The organism is Billgrantia desiderata (genome assembly GCF_900108215.1).
Taxonomy (GTDB): domain Bacteria; phylum Pseudomonadota; class Gammaproteobacteria; order Pseudomonadales; family Halomonadaceae; genus Halomonas; species Halomonas desiderata.
In genome coordinates this window covers 42,946-58,796 of record NZ_FNVC01000018.1, presented here as the reverse complement: position 1 = coordinate 58,796, position 15,851 = coordinate 42,946, and the positions used below count along the sequence as shown (strand labels likewise).

The 15,851-nt window shown below is 67.5% G+C and carries 12 protein-coding genes; 1 reads left to right on the top strand and 11 read right to left on the bottom strand.

Translation table 11 applies throughout. From position 1 onward, the window contains the following. Nucleotide 1: 1 nt before the first annotated feature. Genes C4S71_RS15545 through C4S71_RS15535 form a run of 3 tightly spaced genes read right to left on the bottom strand, consistent with a single transcriptional unit; the run spans nt 2 to nt 4,373 of the window. The gene (locus tag C4S71_RS15545; RefSeq protein WP_307718945.1) at nt 2-1,165 is read right to left on the bottom strand and encodes a lipocalin-like domain-containing protein; all 1,164 of its coding nucleotides are present in this window, start codon (nt 1,163-1,165) and stop codon (nt 2-4) included. After that, the gene (locus C4S71_RS15540) at nt 1,162-3,660 is read right to left on the bottom strand and encodes an ABC transporter permease (protein WP_103969737.1); all 2,499 of its coding nucleotides are present in this window, start codon (nt 3,658-3,660) and stop codon (nt 1,162-1,164) included. Before C4S71_RS15540 ends, C4S71_RS15545 begins: the two co-directional genes overlap by 4 nt. Then, on the bottom strand, nt 3,660-4,373 hold the full coding sequence (locus C4S71_RS15535; protein ID WP_103969736.1) for an ABC transporter ATP-binding protein: 714 nt from the start codon (nt 4,371-4,373) through the stop codon (nt 3,660-3,662). Before C4S71_RS15535 ends, C4S71_RS15540 begins: the two co-directional genes overlap by 1 nt. Nucleotides 4,374-4,496: 123 nt before the next feature. On the opposite strand from C4S71_RS15535, the gene C4S71_RS15530 reads away from it, so the two are divergent. Continuing rightward, entirely contained in the window at nt 4,497-5,513 is a 1,017-nt protein-coding gene (locus C4S71_RS15530) for an AraC family transcriptional regulator (protein WP_103969735.1), read from the top strand. 10 nt (nt 5,514-5,523) lie between these two features. On the opposite strand, the gene C4S71_RS15525 is transcribed toward C4S71_RS15530, so the two are convergent. The 8 genes from C4S71_RS15525 to C4S71_RS15495 form a co-directional block, all read right to left on the bottom strand. Continuing rightward, on the bottom strand, nt 5,524-6,420 hold the full coding sequence (locus C4S71_RS15525; protein WP_086509506.1) for a bile acid:sodium symporter family protein: 897 nt from the start codon (nt 6,418-6,420) through the stop codon (nt 5,524-5,526). A gap of 61 nt (nt 6,421-6,481) precedes the next feature. Further along, on the bottom strand, nt 6,482-8,236 hold the full coding sequence (locus C4S71_RS15520) for an AMP-binding protein (RefSeq protein ID WP_103969734.1): 1,755 nt from the start codon (nt 8,234-8,236) through the stop codon (nt 6,482-6,484). Nucleotides 8,237-8,398: 162 nt separating this feature from the next. Further along, nucleotides 8,399-10,051, bottom strand: a complete 1,653-nt coding sequence (locus C4S71_RS15515; protein ID WP_103969733.1) for a fatty acid--CoA ligase — start codon at nt 10,049-10,051, stop codon at nt 8,399-8,401. Nucleotides 10,052-10,099: 48 nt separating this feature from the next. Then, nucleotides 10,100-11,290: a beta-ketothiolase BktB gene (gene bktB, locus C4S71_RS15510; protein ID WP_103969732.1), complete on the bottom strand. Its 1,191-nt coding sequence runs from the start codon at nt 11,288-11,290 to the stop codon at nt 10,100-10,102. Nucleotides 11,291-11,321: 31 nt separating this feature from the next. Then, the gene (locus C4S71_RS15505) at nt 11,322-12,479 is read right to left on the bottom strand and encodes an acyl-CoA dehydrogenase family protein (protein ID WP_103969731.1); all 1,158 of its coding nucleotides are present in this window, start codon (nt 12,477-12,479) and stop codon (nt 11,322-11,324) included. Nucleotides 12,480-12,482: 3 nt separating this feature from the next. Next, the gene (locus C4S71_RS15500) at nt 12,483-14,042 is read right to left on the bottom strand and encodes a fatty acyl-CoA synthetase (protein ID WP_103969764.1); all 1,560 of its coding nucleotides are present in this window, start codon (nt 14,040-14,042) and stop codon (nt 12,483-12,485) included. Between the two features lie 15 nt (nt 14,043-14,057). Continuing rightward, nucleotides 14,058-14,279 (bottom strand): hypothetical protein, encoded by a 222-nt coding sequence (locus C4S71_RS22335; RefSeq protein ID WP_146064613.1) that lies wholly within the window; start codon nt 14,277-14,279, stop codon nt 14,058-14,060. 17 nt (nt 14,280-14,296) lie between these two features. Continuing rightward, the gene (locus tag C4S71_RS15495) at nt 14,297-15,520 is read right to left on the bottom strand and encodes an ABC transporter substrate-binding protein (RefSeq protein WP_086509500.1); all 1,224 of its coding nucleotides are present in this window, start codon (nt 15,518-15,520) and stop codon (nt 14,297-14,299) included. Nucleotides 15,521-15,851: the final 331 nt, after the last annotated feature.

The window sequence follows — 15,851 nt, the reverse complement described above, 5'->3', positions numbered from 1 at the left end:
CTCAATAGCCGGTCATTTCCAGATAGCCGATACCCAGATTGTCGCCGCTCTCGGCGTCGCGGGCGATCATCTCGCCCTCCCAGTAGGCCACGCTGGTGTCCATCCAGCGCTCGGCGTGAGGCGCCTCTACGATCATATCCAGCCCGGCGCGGGGAATCTCCAGGCGCCAGCGGGTCGGCACCTCGCGCCCTGCCACGCGCTGGGTGGCCAGCGGTGTCATGCCGATCTCGTCCGGGGCCAGCGCGGTGGGCTCGCCTTCGGGGTCGATCCAGGTACCCGAGCGGTAGTCGCCGCCGTCGGCGCCGCCACCGCGCAGTTGGAAGGCCATCAGCTTGTGGCCGCTCTCCAGGTGCAGCGAGAACCAGTCCCAGCCCTGCTGCTCGGGGCCCAGCAGTTGGCTGCTCCACTCGCGGTCGAGCCAGCCGCGCCCGCTCACCGCGCGGGTTTCGCCGTCCAGGGTGACCTCGCCTTCCACGCGCCAGAACGGCTGGCTGTAGTACATGGAACCAGAGGACATGGAACCTTGGCCGTCAGCGGATTTCTGGCTGAAGCCCCCCACGCCGTGCAGCACCAGCGGCCCCTCGGCGGCCAGAGCCAGGTCATAGCCGAAGCCGCCGTACTCGTCGTCCTGCCGGGCTGTCAGCTGTAGCTCGGTGAAGGTGTCGCCCGGCTCGTCTGAGGTATCGACGCGAGTGGCCAGCTGCCAGTGATCGATCCAGGCGCGGAAGGGCTCGGCCACCGCGCCCGCCTGGCCGTCGTCCTGCCCGGAATGGCTGCGGGCGAAGCGCTCCGCCACCCGGTGGGTCTCACCGCGGGAGACCGCCATGTGTGCCATCCACAGTTGGTCGGCGGCCCAGGGAGCGGGTTCGGGGCGTTCGTCCGGAGGAGTGAGCGCCTGGCGGAACAGGGTCCACTGCAGGCCCAGCGGCTCGCCGCGTTCGTCCTCGAGGTTGGCGGTGAGGTACCACCACTCGATGCGGTAGTCCGGGTGGGCGGCGTGGTCCTCGGGGAAACTCAGGCGAATGCCCTCGTGGGCCTGGGCGAACTCGCCGGCTTCCTGGCCCAGCCCGGCGAAGCCGGCGGTCTCGCCGGGTGGCGCTTCCTCGGCGCAGCCCGCCAGCCAGAGCGCCGCCAGCAGCGCGGCCAAGATGGCGATACGCATCATGTGGCCTCCTCCGCCAGCAGGGCGCGGGGCGGCGCGCGCCACAGCTTCGTTGCCGGCAGCGCGGCGGCAGCCAGCGCCACGCCTACCGCGGTGGCCAGCGTGAGGGCCATCTCACCGGGGAATACATGCAACGGCAGGCGCCAGCCGAAGGCCGCCACGTTGATCACCGCCACCAGCCCCAGCGCCAGCAGCGTGCCCAGCGGCAGCGCCAGGGCGCCGACCACGAAGGCCGCGCCGCCGAGCTGGGCCAGCTGCACCGTCACCAGCCGCTGGCGCGGTACCCCCAGCGCCCACAGCGGCGCCAGCTGAAGGCGGCGTTCGCGGGCCTGGGCCAGCAGGCTCGCCAGCAGCGCCAGGGCGGCCACTGCCAGCGTCAGCGCGGAGAGTGCCCGGGTGATGGTGAAGGTGCGCTCGAAGATGCCGGTGGCGATCCGCTTCACCTCGCGCTGATCCACCAGCTCGTCGCCGCCGATGGCGAAGTGTTGGCGCAAGCCCGTTCTCAGCGCGGCCCCGTCGCCGCCCGGCGCCAGCACGATGCCGATGGAGCCCGGCGGGGCGGCGAAGCGGCGGGCGAGCTCCGGCGTGGCCAGCAGCACCTCGCCGCGGGTGTTGCCGTAGTCGGGGTAGACGGCGGCAATTGGCAGAACCGTTTCTCCGCCCGGCGCCGTCAGGCCAATGCGGTCGCCCGGGGCGAGCCCCTCGGCGATGGCGAGCTGCTCGTTGATGAAGGCCGCTTCACCCGCGGCGAAGGCCTGCCAGGCTTCGTCGCGGCCGGCCCGGGTCGCCAGCAGCGGCCAGCTCGGCAACAGCGCCGTGCCGGGGGTGATGCCATAGACGCCCACCGGCAGGGCCAGTTCGCGCGTGTCAGTGTCGCGCTCCACGGCAACCAAGGTGCCCTCGCTGCGGCGGGTGGGCAGCAGCTCGGCGACCTCGTCGTGCTCGGCCAGCCAGGCGTGGATGTCGTCGTGCTGCTCGACGGGCGGGCGCAGGTAGAAGTCCGCCACCAGGCGCTGGTCGAGCCAGTCGAGAAAGGTCAGGCGAAAGCCGCCGACCATGCTACTCACGCCCAGGTTGGCGGAGAGCGCGATCAGCAGCGCCATCATCGCCAGGGCCAGTCGCGGCAGCTGCAGCTGCAGATCGGCCAGCGCCCACTGGGCCAAGGGGCGTCGGCGCAGCAGGCGGCCGAGCCCGGCCAGCAGCAGGGCGATCAGGGGCGGCAGCCACAGCGCGCTGGCCAGCAGCAGCGCGGCGACCAGGCCGAAGCCGGCCAGCAGTCCCTCGCCCGGCGGCTGCCAGGCGAGCCACAGCCACAGGGCCAGACCGCCCAGGGCCACGGCGGCGCCCGCCGCACTCATCAGCTTGAGCTGACGCTGAAAGCCGCTGCGCCAGGCCTGGGCCTGGCCCAGCCCCAGTACGCTCAAGCGGGCCGCCCGCCACAGTACGCCGCTGCCGGCCAGCAGCAGCCCGCCCAGGGTCACGGCGAGCCCGCCTAGCCAGTAGTGCCAAGGGAGATTGAGCGTGACCGCCACGTCGGCGCCGTAGAGGCTGCCCAGGGTGGCCGCCACGTCGGGCTGCAGCACCCGGGCCAGCCACACGCCGCTGACGATGCCGGCCAGGGCACCGATGATACCCAGCAGCAACAGCTCCAGGGCGAGCAGCCCGACCAACCCGCGCCCCGACACACCCAGCGCCCGTAGCGTTCGCAAGAGCCCCAGGCGCTGCTCCAGGGCCAAGCCCAGCGCCGCCTGCACGATGAACAGCCCCACTGCCAGGGCCAGCAGCGCCATGGCGGTGAGATTGAGATGGAAGCTCTCGGTCAACTGGCCGGGCGATACCAGCGTGGCCGCCCGGGTCAGTACCAGCCCTTCCGGGGCCTGTTCGAGCGCGTCGGGGGCGGTGACCAGGCGGGTGATGCGCTCGCCGCTGTCGAGCAGCGTCGCGGCGGCGGCGATGTCCATCACCAGGGTGTCGGGCGGCAGCCTGGGGGCCAGGATCAGCGGTGGCAGCCGGGCCTCAGCCAGGCGCGGCTCGGCGCCGGGGGCCTCGCGGTGGCTCATGCCCAGCGCCGGCAGGGTATCCGGGGCGACGCGGGTCTGCCACGGCGGAGTGAGAAACGCAGTGAGCTCTCCGGCTGTGCCCGCCGCGGCGAAGTCGCTGTCGCCGGGCAGGGTGAAGGGCTCGATGCCGATCACCGTCAGTTGGGTGCCATCGGGGGCTTCGATGCTGCCCTCCAGCAGCGGCGAGACGGGCAGGCCGGCGCGGCGCAGGCGCAGATAGTCGTCGCGGGTCAGCGGCTCGCCGTCGCGGCGCTCCAGGCGGTCGAGTCCGGTGGTGAACAGCGCCTCGGCGCGGGCGTAGCTGTCGCGGGCCGAGGCGTTGATCGCCTGCACGCCGCTCCACAGCGCGCTGGCCACCCACAGCCCCAGCAGCAGCATGGCGAGCTGGCCGGGGTGGCGCTTGTAGTGGGAGAGCAGGGTGGCGAAGGCGGTCAGCATCAGCGGCGGCTCGGCTCCGGTTGTGTGAGCCCTGGTTCCATGAGCCCCGATTCCGTGAGAGCGCCCAGCCGGCCGTGGGTGAGGCGCAGGCAGCGGTCCAGCGGTGCCGCCACCTGGGCGCTGTGGGTCACCATCAGCAGGGCGCTGCCGGCCTCGCGTACCAGTTCCAGCAGCAGGGCCAGCACCTCGCCGGCGGTAGTCTCGTCGAGGTTGCCGGTGGGCTCGTCGGCCAGCAGCAGGGCGGGGCGGGGCGCCAACGCCCGGCCGATGGCCAGGCGCTGCTGCTGGCCGCCGGAGAGCTGCTCGGGGTAGCGCCGTTCCAGGCCGGCAAGGCCCAGTCGCTGCATCAGATGCGTCGACCACTCGGCATTGTCGCGCCCGGCCAGCCGTGCCTGCAGGCGCAGGTTGTCGAGCACGTTCAGGCTCGGCACCAGGTGGAACTGCTGGAACACCAGGCCCAGGGTGTCGCGGCGCAGGCGGGCGCGGGCCGGTTCGTCCAGCGCGGAGATCGAGCGGTCGGCAAGGAGCACCTCGCCGCTGTCCGGCAGGTCGAGCCCCGCCGCCAGGTGCAGCAGGGTCGACTTGCCGCTGCCGGACTCGCCCATCAGCGCCAGACTCTCGCCGCCGCGCAGCTCGAGGTCGACGCCCTCCAGCACCGCAAGCGGACCCTGGGGCGTGGCGTAGGTCTTGTAAACCTGGCGAAATTCGAGCATGGCGGCTCCCGTCGACGTTGCGGCGATGAAGCCATGGTTGCAGAGTATCCAACCAAGGCAGCGAGTAACTTACCATGAGCTCGCAACCCGATGTCGCCAGGCCGAAGCAGGAGGGAGGCGAGCGTGACCGTCACGGTATCCATGCATTTCGTCAACGAGCTGTTCCGCGGGGTGCCCGAAAGCGAGGCGGACCGCGAGGGCTATCTAGTTCGCGCGGGCATCTCGCCGTTCCTGCTCAGCGCGCCCCACGGGCGGGTGACGGTGGAGCAGTTCGCCACGCTCTACCGGCTGCTGGTCAATGCGTGCGACGACGAGACGCCTGGCTTCTTCGCCCGGCCGCTGCGCAGCGGCACGCTCAAGCTGCTGTGCCTGAGCGTGCTGGAGGCGCCCACGCTGAAGGTGGCGCTGCATCGCTACACGCTGTTCTTCCGCATCGTGCTGGACGACTTCGGGTATGAGTATCGCGTCGAGGACGGGTTGGCGCGGGTGGCGCTGGTGGAGCATCGGCCGCCGGCGGGCAGCCGTATCCTGGTGCACGAGCTGATGCTCAAGCTATTCCACGGCATCTGTTCGTGGCTGATTGCAAGCAAGATCCCGCCGGTGATGATGGAGTGCGCCTACGCCCAGCCGCCGCACAGCGCCGACTATCTCTACTTCTATCCGGGCAAGGTGAGCTTCGAGCGCGAGCAGACCGCCATCTACTTCGACGCCGCCCTGCTCGAGCAGCCAATCCGCCAGACCAAGAAGCACCTGGGCGCCTTCCTGCGCCGGGCGCCGGCCGACTGGTTCTACGTCTCCTTCGAGGACCGAGTGGTGTCGCATCGGGTGCGTGAGCACCTGGCGCGTCATCTGGCCACCTCGGGCTCGGTGCATGACGTGGCCCGGGCGCTGCACATGTCGGTGCGCACGCTGTCGCGGCGGCTGGCCGCCGAGGGCACTCACTTCCAGGCAGTGAAGGACGAGTTTCGGCGCGACTTCGCCATCCAGGCTCTGACGCGTAGCGAGCGGCCGCTGCTGGCCATCGCCGACGAGCTGGGCTTTCAGGATCTGGCCTGCTTCAGCCGTGCCTTCAAGGGTTGGACGGGCAACTCGCCCGCCGCCTACCGGCGGGCGAGTACGATGCTGCCCCAGAGCGCCTGAATCCGCGCCGTCAGGCCGGTTCGACCTTGGCCTGATCGCGTGCCAGCTCCTCATGCCGGGTCATGCGGCGGTAGAAGAGCGTGGCAATGGTGGAGTTGATGACGATGAACAGCGAGTACATCACCGGCATCAGCAGGATCAGCTGCTGGGTTTCGTCGGCGAAGGTCATGATCACGATCAGCGCCGCCAGCGGGCCGTTCTGGATGCCGGTTTCCAGCGACACCGTCCTGGCCTTCTGCGGGTTCAGCCGCAGCGCGCGGGAGAACAGGTAGCCGAAGGCGAAGCCGATCAGGCCCACCAGAATGACCGCGGCATAGACCTCCCAGCCGGTCTCCACCAGCAGACGCCAGTTCCTGGGCACCCAGGTGACCACCAGGAAGAGGATGACGATGGCGCCGAGGATGCCCCCCATCAGCTCGATGACGGCGCCGACGTTGGAGTTCCGGCGCCGCAGCCACATGCCGATGAGGGTGGGAATCAGCAGCACGAAGAGCAGTCGGGCGATCTGATCCGGCGGAATGCGGAAGGCGTCGTCGATGCCCTGGGTGTAGAGCTCCATCAGCAGCGGCACCATGATGAAACCGGCCAGGGTGGAGCAGATGGTCATCATGATGCTCAGGCTGAGCAGGCTTTTCGAGAAGTAGGCGAAGATGTTCGAGGTGGTGCCGCCCGGCATGCAGCCCACCAGCACCAGGCCCACCGTCTGCTCGGGGGTCAGGTTCAGCACCCGCGACAGCGTGAAGGCGATCAACGGCATCAGCATGTACTGGGAGGCGAACCCCACACCGACGGCCTGCGGGTGGCGCAGGGCCAGCCTGAAGTCCTTGAAGGTCAGCGACGACCCCATGCCGAACATGATGATCACCATCATGAGGGAGAGCAGGGTCTCTTCCAATGGGCTCAGCATTCGTTATGCTCCAGCGTCTCGTTGTTATTGAATGGTCATTGAGTCGTTGTTGTCGAAACCGCTACGCGACCGATGAGGGGCTACCGCCTGTGGCTGCGGCTCGCACTTCCTTGCGCAGTACCTTGCCGACGGGGGTCTTGGGCAGCTCGTCCCAGAACACCACCTTTTTCGGCACCTTGTAGCCGGCCAGTTCCTGCTTGCAGTGGGCGATGACATCCTTCTCGCTGATGCCTTCTTCGCGCAGCACCACATAGGCATGCACGGCTTCTCCGGTCTGGGCGTCGGCGACTCCGATCACCGCCGACTCCTGCACCTGAGGGATACGCGCGATGCAGTCTTCGACCTCGTTGGGGTAGACGTTGAAGCCACTGACCAGAATCATGTCCTTCTTGCGGTCGACGATGCGGAAGTGGCCGTCCTCGCTCATCACGGCGATGTCACCGGTGTAGAACCAGCCATCCTCGAGGGCGTTGGCGGTCTCCTCGGGGCGGTTCCAGTAGCCCTTCATCACCTGCGGCCCGCGCACGATGATCTCGCCCGGCTCACCCACCGCTACCGGCTGGCCCTGCTCATCGACGATGCGCACGTCGGTTTCCGGCGCGGGGATGCCGATGGAGTCGGTACGCTCCTTGCCGATGGGGTTGAAACAGATCACGGGGGAGGTTTCCGTCAGGCCGTAGCCCTCGGTAATGGGGCTGCCCACCACGTTGCGCCAACGCTCGGCCACCGACTTGTGCAGTGAGGTACCGCCGGCCAATGCCACCTTCATGGAGCGGGGCGGGTAGACGGTGAACCACTCCTCGTTGAGCAGGGCGTTGTAGAGCGTGTTGACCCCCGAGATCCAGGAGATGTCGTAGTTGTCGAAGGCGCGCTGGCAGTTCTGGATCGGCCGCGGGCTGGGCACCAATACGTTGTGGGCGCCCTTGTGGTAGAAGGCCAGCAGGTTAACGGTGAAGGCGAAGATGTGGTAGATCGGCAGCGCCGTCAGGATGCACTCCTTGCCCGGCTCGATGTGGTCGCCGGCCACCGAATCGACCTGTTCCAGGTTGCTGATCAGGTTGCCGTGGGTCAGCTCGGCGCCCTTGCTGACCCCGGTGGTGCCGCCCGTGTACTGCAGCAGGGCGGTATCCGTGCGGGTCAGGTGCTGCCAGTACTGGCGCGTGTCGATACCGTTAGCGGCCTTCGCCTGCCGCCCTTTCGCCAGGGTCTGGTCGATGGTGTGGACGTCCAGCCGGTGCTTGGGAATCACCCGATTCCAGTACTTGAGCACCAGTTGCAGAACCCCCTTCACCACAGGCGGGAACCACTGGGCAACGGAGGTGACCACCACCTGCTTGATCCCCGTCCGGTCGATGATCGCCTCGAGCTTGTCGACGAACATGTCGACGATCACCAGCACCTGGGCGCCGCTGTCGTTGAACTGGTGCTCCATTTCCCGCTTGGTGTAGAGCGGGTTGACGTTCACCAGGATGCAGCCGGCCTTGAGAATGCCGAAGGCCACCACCGGTAGCGTCAGGCAGTTGGGCATCTGCACGGCCACACGGGCGCCGGCTTCCAACTGGAGAGATTCGCGCAGGTAGACGGCGAAGGCATCCGACATCTCTTCCACTTCGGCATAGGTCAGGCGGCCGTTCATGCCGTTGGGCATGCAGGTGGTGAAGGCGAGCTGCTGGCTGTAGGTCTGCCCGGCCGCCTGGATCAGCGCCGGCAGGCTGTCGTGAAGGTGGTGGCTGGCGGTGGCTTCACCGGTTGCAGGTCGGACGGCAAGGTAATGGCTCATCCAGGGTTTGTTATCGTAATACTGAACGTTCGACATGAATGGCCTCTCGTGAGCGGCCTGGCTGCTGCGCAAGCGTTACGCCGGTGCAGCGAGCCAGGCCCTTTCTTATTACTTTCTTTGCAATCTACTTTCTTTGCAGTCTACTTTCTTACAGTCTAGTTGCTGACAGTAACCAGCTCTGCTGTTGAACGACAGTATTCACACCTCCTGACGAATGCGCTTCTTGTCGAGCTTGCCCACGCTGGTCTTGGGAATCTCATCGACGAAGCGAACGAACGACGGAATCGCCCAACGGTTGAGGCGGCCCTCGTCGACGAAGCGCTGCAGGAAGGCCTGGACCTCCTCCGCCTGGGGTGGGCTGTTGGGATCGCTGGGTACTGCCAGCGCTGCGGGGCGCTCGCCCCACTTCTCGTCGGGTACGCCGATCACCGCCACCTCAGTGATACCCGGGCACTGGCCGATCAGGTTCTCCAGCTCCAGCGAGGAAATCCACTCACCGCCGGTCTTGATCACGTCCTTGATGCGGTCGCAGATCTGCAGGAAACCGCGCTCGTCGAGTACCGCCACATCGCCGGTATGCAGCCAGCCGTCGCGCCACAGCTCCTCGCTGCGGGTCTCCTCCTTGTAGTAGCCCTGGGTCAGCCAGGGGGCGCGCACGCGCACCTCGCCCACGCTCTCGCCATCGTGGGGCAGTGGGGTGCCGCTCTCGTCGACCACCTGGAGATGCACCAAGGGTACGGGCACGCCGGCCTTGCAGCGCCACGGCAGTTGGGTGGCGAAATCGGCCTCGTTGATGTCCCGGGGCAGGATGTCGGCGGTGAGCAGCGGACAGGTTTCGGACATGCCATAGGCGCTGCGAGTATCGATGCCCAGCTCCCAGGCTTTCTGCGCCAGCGGCTGAGTCAGGGCGCTGCCGCCCACCAGTACCTTCCAGCCGGAGAGATCGACCTTGCCCGAAGCGATCGCCTCGGCGCCGACCACCATGTTGAGCAGGGTCGGCACGCAGTGGGAGAAGTCGACCTTCTCGCCCACCAGCAGCTTGACCAGCATTTCCGGCTCGTAGCGCCCGGGGTAGACCTGGGTGGCACCCATCAGCGTGGCGGTGTAGGGCACGCCCCACGCATGCACGTGGAACATCGGCGTGATCGGCATGTACACCTTGTCGCGGTTGAGCAGCTCGAAGCCCGGGGTCTGGAAGGCGTTGGCCTCGCCCAGGGTGTGCAGGACCAACTGGCGATGAGTGAAGAACACCCCCTTCGGGTTGCCGGTGGTGCCGGTGGTGTAGAACAGCGTGGCCACCGCGTTCTCGTCGAAGGTGGGGAAATCGTAATGGCTAGGCTGTGTGGCCAGCAGCGCCTCGTATTCGCCCACCAGGTTCAACGAACTCTGCACCTCGGCTGGCGCGTCCTGGCACAGCAGGTAGCCGCGGATTCGCGGCAGACGCGTTGCCAAGGGCTCGAGCAGCGGCACGAAGTCCTCATGCACCAGTACGAAATCGTCCTCGGCGTGCTCCATGGTGTAGAGAATCTGCTCCGGCGACAGACGCACGTTCACGGTGTGCAGCACTGCACCCAGCATGGGGATGGCGAAGAACGCCTCCAGGTAGCGATGGCTGTCCCAGTCGAGCACCGCTACTACGTCACCGGCCTTGATGCCCTGGGCGCTGAGCGTGTGGGCGAGCTGATGGACCCGCTCGCGGAAGCGTCGGTAGTCGTGGCGGCTCAGGTCGCGGTAGACGATCTGGTTGTCGCCGGCCATGCGCACGCCAGAGTCGAGCAGCTCGCCGATCAGCAGCGGCGGATTGGTGGCGGAGGGCGTGGCAGGCAGAATCTTCGGCGTGACGGTGTTCATCTACGTCTCCTTGTATTTGTTTTCACTCTGCGGCAGGTTGCGCCTCGATCAGGCGCAGCGTTCGATGAGCAGCGCGGTGCCCTGGCCGCCGCCGATGCACAGCGTGATCAGCCCGTAGCGGCCGCCGATGCGCTCCAGTTCGGCCAGCGCCTTGATGGTCAGAATGGCGCCTGTGGCGCCGACCGGGTGCCCCAGCCCCACGGCACCGCCGTTGGGGTTGAGTCGCTCGGCGGGGAAGTCGAGTTCCTGCGCCACCGCCATGGCCTGGGCGGCGAAGGCCTCGTTGGACTCGATCACATCGATATCGGCGATGGTGAGGCCCGCCTCGTCGAGGCAGCGGCGCACGGCAGGAATCGGCCCCAGGCCCATCAGGCCGGGTTCGACCCCGGCGGTGCTGGCACAGATCAGCCGCGCACGCGGCGCAAGACCGCGCCTGCTGGCCTCGTCGGCATGGGCCAGCACCAGGCTGGCGGCACCGTCGTTGATGCCCGAGGCGTTGCCGGCGGTGACCACCCCCCCCTTGGCGAAGGCGGGCTTGAGCCGGGCGAGATCCTCGAGCGTGACGCCGTCGCGCACGTGCTCGTCACGCGCGAACTGGCGCTCGTTCTTACCCTCGCGCACCGTGACCGGCACGATCTGCTCCTCGAAGCGGCCCTCGGCGATGGCACGGGCGGCCTTGTGGTGACTCTCCAGGGCGAAGCGGTCGATGGCCTCGCGCTCGAGCCCGCAGCGCTTGGCGATGTTCTCGGCGGTCACGCCCATGTGGCCGCTGCCGAAGGGGTCGCTGAGCACGCCCAGGGTCAGGTCGGTGACGCTGGCGTGGCCCATGCGCAGGCCGTTGCGTGCTTGGGGCGGCAGCAGGTAGGCGCCGCGGCTCATCGACTCGGCGCCGCCGGCCAGTGCCAGGCGGCTGTCGCCGAGCACGATCTGCTGGGCAGCGGAGAGAATCGCCTGCACGCCGGAGCCGCACAGACGATTGACGTTGAACGCCGCCGCGCCCTCGGGCACGCCGGCATCTAGGGCGATGTGGCGCGCCAGGTAGGCGTCCTGGGGCCCGGTGGTGATGATGTGGCCGTAGACGGCATGGTCGATGGCCCCGGCTTCGACGCCGGCGCGGGCCAGCGCCTCACGGGCGGTGACGGTGCCCAGCTCATGGGGAGCGAGCCCGGCCAGGCTGCCGCCGAAGCTGCCGATGGCGGTGCGGGCGCTGCCGAGAATGACGACGGAATCGAGCCGCATGAGATTCTCCTGTCTTGGATCTTGTGAGCGATCAGGCCGCGTCGCTCTTGCCGAGCAGCGAACGGGCGATCACTTCCTTCATGATTTCCGAGGTACCGGCGTAGAGGGTCTGCACGCGGGCATCCAGGTAGAAGCGTGAAATCGGGTACTCCCGGGTATAACCGTAGCCGCCGAACAGCTGCAGGCAGGCATCGATGGTGCGGCACTGCATCTCGCTGAGCTGGAGCTTGAGGATGGCGGCGTCGGTGCCGTTCATCTCTCCCTGGCGGTACTTGGCCACGCACTGCTCGAAGTAGGCGCGGCCCATGTCGATCTGGGCGCGCACCTCGGCCAGGGTGAAGCGGGTGTTCTGGAACTCGCCCACGGCGCGACCGAAGGCGCGGCGCTCGCGCACGTAGTCGAGGGTCAGCGCCAGCGCCCCCTCCATGGCGCCCAAGGCCTGAGCCGCCACGCCGAGGCGCTCGCGGGGCAGCTCCTGCATCAGATAGGCGAAGCCGGCGCCCGCCTCGCCGAGCAGGGCCTCTTCCGGCAGACGCAGGTCGTCGAAGAACAGCTCGGCGGTGTCGCTGGCGTGCTGGCCGATCTTCTTGATCGGCTGGCCGCGGGAGAAGCCGGCAAGCGTAGTGTCGACCAGGAACAGCGAGACGCCGCGGGCGCCGGCGGATGGATCGGTCTTGGCGCAGACGATCACCAGGTCGGCCAGCTGGCCGTTGGTGATGAACAGCTTGCTGCCGTCGAGCCGCCAGCCCGATTCGGTGCGGCTGGCGCGGGTCTTCATCGCCGCCAGATCGCTGCCCGCCCCGGGCTCGGTCATGGCGATGGCACCGATGGTCTCGCCGCTGGCCATGGCCGGCAGCCAGCGCTCGCGCTGGGCCGGCGTGCCGATGTGCAGCAGGTAGGGCATGACGATGTTGGCGTGGATGTTATAGGCGCTGGCCAGCCCGCCGAAGCCCTGCCGCGAGATCTCCTCCAGCGCCAGCTGAACGATGGCGAAGTCGGCGCCGCTGCCGCCCAGCGCCTCCGGCAGGTCGATGCCCAGCAGGCCGGCTTCGCCGAGCTGCTGCCACAGCGAGCGCGGCATCTCGCCGGCTTCTTCCCACGCTTCGTAGTGGGGCGCCACTTCCTGCTCGAGGAAGCGGCGGATGGTGTCGTGGAACAATGGCGTCAGGTCGTCTTGCGGTGCGCTCATGGGTCAGCCGAGCTCCTTGCGCAGGTGGCGTTTGAGAATCTTGCCGGCGGTGCTCTTGGGCAGGGCCTCGGCAAAGAGGATGCGCTTGGGCACCTTGTAGGGCGCCATGTGGGCCTTGGCGTGGGCGATCAGCTCCTCTTCGCTGACCGCCATGCCCTCCTTGGGCACCACCACGGCAGTGATCGCCTCGATCCACTTGGCGTCGGGCAGGCCGATCACGGCGACCTCGGAGACGGCAGGGTGCTTGAACAGCCCCTCTTCCACCTCGCGGCTGGCCACCACCACGCCGCCGGTGTTGATCACGTCCTTAATGCGGTCGACGACGTAGAGGTAGCCCGCCTCGTCGAAGTAGCCCACGTCGCCGGAGTGGAACCAGCCACCGGCGAAGGCTTCCTCGCTCATCTCGGGCTTGTCCCAGTAGCCGGTGAGCAACTGCGGCGAGCGATGCACGATCTCGCCGTGCTCCCCGGGTGGCACGTCGTTCATCTCCAGGTCGACCACGCGCGTTTCCACGGTGAGGATGGGGCGGCCCGCGGATGCCGGGCGCTCGGCGTGCTCCTCGGGGCGAAGCACGGTGGCCAGCGGGGCGATCTCGCTCTGGCCGTAACAGTTGTAGAGCCCTACTCCGGGCAGGCGCTGCTGCAACTCCTCGAGCACCGGCACCGGCATGATCGAGGCGCCGTAGTAGGCCTTCTTCAGCGTCGTGAGATCGAATTTGTCGAAGCCGGGATGACGCAGCAGGCTGATCCACACTGTAGGCGGGGCGAAGAACGAAGCGATGCCTTCGCCGGCGATCTGCGCCAGGCAGTCGTCGGGCAGCGGCGCCATGCGCAGGTGCACCGGGGCGCCGAGCAGCAGCGCCGGCATCAGGAACACGTGCATCTGCGCCGAGTGATAGAGCGGCAGGGCGGCCAGCATCGGCTCGTCGCCCTTGATGTCGAGCTCCACCATGCAGGCCATGTACTCGGCGAGCAGCGCCTGGTGAGTCATCATCGCCGCCTTGGGTGCCGCCGTGGTGCCCGAGGTGTAGAGCAGTTGGGCCAGGCTGGCGCTGTCGATCGCGACATCCGGCTCGCTAGCGTCGCCGCTCTCCTTGTCGAGGGCTACCTGCAGCACGTCGAAGCCCGTCTCGCCCTCGGCGTGCAGGGTACCGGAAAGCGAAAGGCCGAGCCCTTCGCTCGCCCTGGCCACGTTGTCGGCCAGGCTCAGGTCGCTGAGCAGCGCACTCGCGCCGGATTGCTCGAGAATGTAGCGCAGCTCATCGGCGCTCAGCGCGAAGTTGATCGGCACGTGCACCAGGCCGGCGCGGGTGGCGGCCAGCCAGGCGATCACGTAGGCATCGGAGTTCTTGCCGTAGGCGGCCAGGCGGTCGCCCGGCGCCAGGCCCGATGCCAGCAGGCGGTTGGCGACCCGGTTCACCGCCCGATTCAGCTCGGCGTAACTCCAGCGCCGGCTCTCGAAGGCCAGCGCCAGCTTGTCGCCGTGCTTGCGTGCGCTGCGACTCAGCGCGGCGCCGATGGTGTTCTGCTGAATTCTGCTGGGTGTGGATGCTGTCTGGTTCATCATTACCTGGACCTCTCAGTCATTGTTGGCCGCAATGCCACGCTGTCGCTGGCGTGTCGCCCCCGCCGTGACGATGGGGGCATGGCCGCGCTTCCCTGCTAGGCGGCGGGTGCTTGCCTCGCGGCCCGTCTGCCTGTCTGCAGATTCAGCCGCAGGCAGGCCCGGCTCGTCGGGGCAGAGCACCCACAGCAAAGAGGCATTGACCGTTGCCGGTGCGGTGGGGGGCACATGGTTCATGGCATGGTCCTCCTGGCTCAGGCACCGTTGGCGACCAGTCGGCACTGGCTCTCCGATAGCGGACGGAAAGCCTCTTCGGCCGGAATGGTGCGCACCACGCGGAACAGGTCGTCCTCGTTCTGGGACTCTTCCGGTGTCTTCACTTCCACCAGATACATGTCATGCACCATACGCCCGTCCTCGCGGATGTAACCGCCGGTGGCGAAGATGTCGTTGATTGGCGTATCCGCCATCTGTTGGCGAACGGCCTGAGCCTCGTCGGTGCCGATGGCGTCGATGGCCTGCAGGTAGTGCAGCGTGCTGGAGTAGAGCCCCGCGTGAACCATGGTCGGCATGCTGCCGGTACGCTCGCGGAAACGCTCGGCCCAGGCGCGGGTTTCGTCGTTGAGGTCGTAATACCAGGCCTTGGTGAACTGCAGCCCCTGGGCGGCATCGAGGCCGATGCTGCGCACGTCGGTGCTGAACAGCACCATGCCTGCCAGCACCTGACCTGCCTGGGTGATGCCGAATTCGCCAGCCGTGGTGATGGCGTTGATGGTGTCGGAACCGGCGTTGTTGAGGGCGATCACGTCGGCACCGGAGGCCTGGGCCTGCAGCAGGAACGAGGAGAAATCGTTGCTGGGGAAGGGGTGGCGCGCCTTGCCCACGATGGTGCCGCCATTCTCCAGCACCACTCGCTCGACGTCGCCTTCCAGCGCGTGGCCGAAGGAATAATCGGCGCTGAGCAGGTACCAGTTGTGGTGGCCTTCCTGAGTGATCGCCTTGGCGGTGCCGTTGGACATGGCCCAGGTGTCGTAGACCCAGTGGATGTGGTTGGGCGAACAGCTCTCGTTGGTGACGCCGGAAGAGACGGCGCCGTTGACCAGGCCCAGGCGATTCTCTTCCTCCAGCAGCCGAACGGCGGCCAGGGTGACGGAAGAGGCCACCAGGCCGGTGACCATGTCGACGTTGCGCTCGTCGATCCACTCGCGAACGATGCTCGAGCCCACGTCGGGACTGTTACGGTCGTCGGCGCTGAAGACCACGATGTTGGCGCCGGCAACGCTGCCGCCGACATCCTCAATGGCCATCTGGATGGCATCCAGCCCCAAGGGGCCGATGGGGTCGCGATAGGGGCCCGACATGTCGGCCAGGTAGCCGATGCGGATCTCGTTGTCGGTAATCTCGGCGTGTGCTGTCTGGCCGGCGAGCATGATGGAGGCGGCAAGCGCTCCCAGGGTGAAGCGGCGTGTCGTTGTCATTGTCTGCCCTTGTGGTTGTTGTGAGAGGCGTTGGGTCGTTACGACGGGTTGTGGATAAGCCTGTGCATAATTTGGTGAACCTTTGTGCAAAGGGTGTGAGTTGGCTCAAAAGCGGTTACTCGCTCCCAGGCACGCTGGATCATGGTAGGAGGAAAGTGATTCGCTGGGTTTACGCATCGAGCCACACTTTTTGCAATTCGTGCCATCTGTGTGAGGTAAATGAGAGGATTAAGACTTTGGTCTAGGGGTGAGGAGACAGAACGTGCCAATCGGGTGTCTTGCGGTACTGGATCGAATGAAAGCCAGAGAGGTGTGAAGGAAGGCGGGAGCG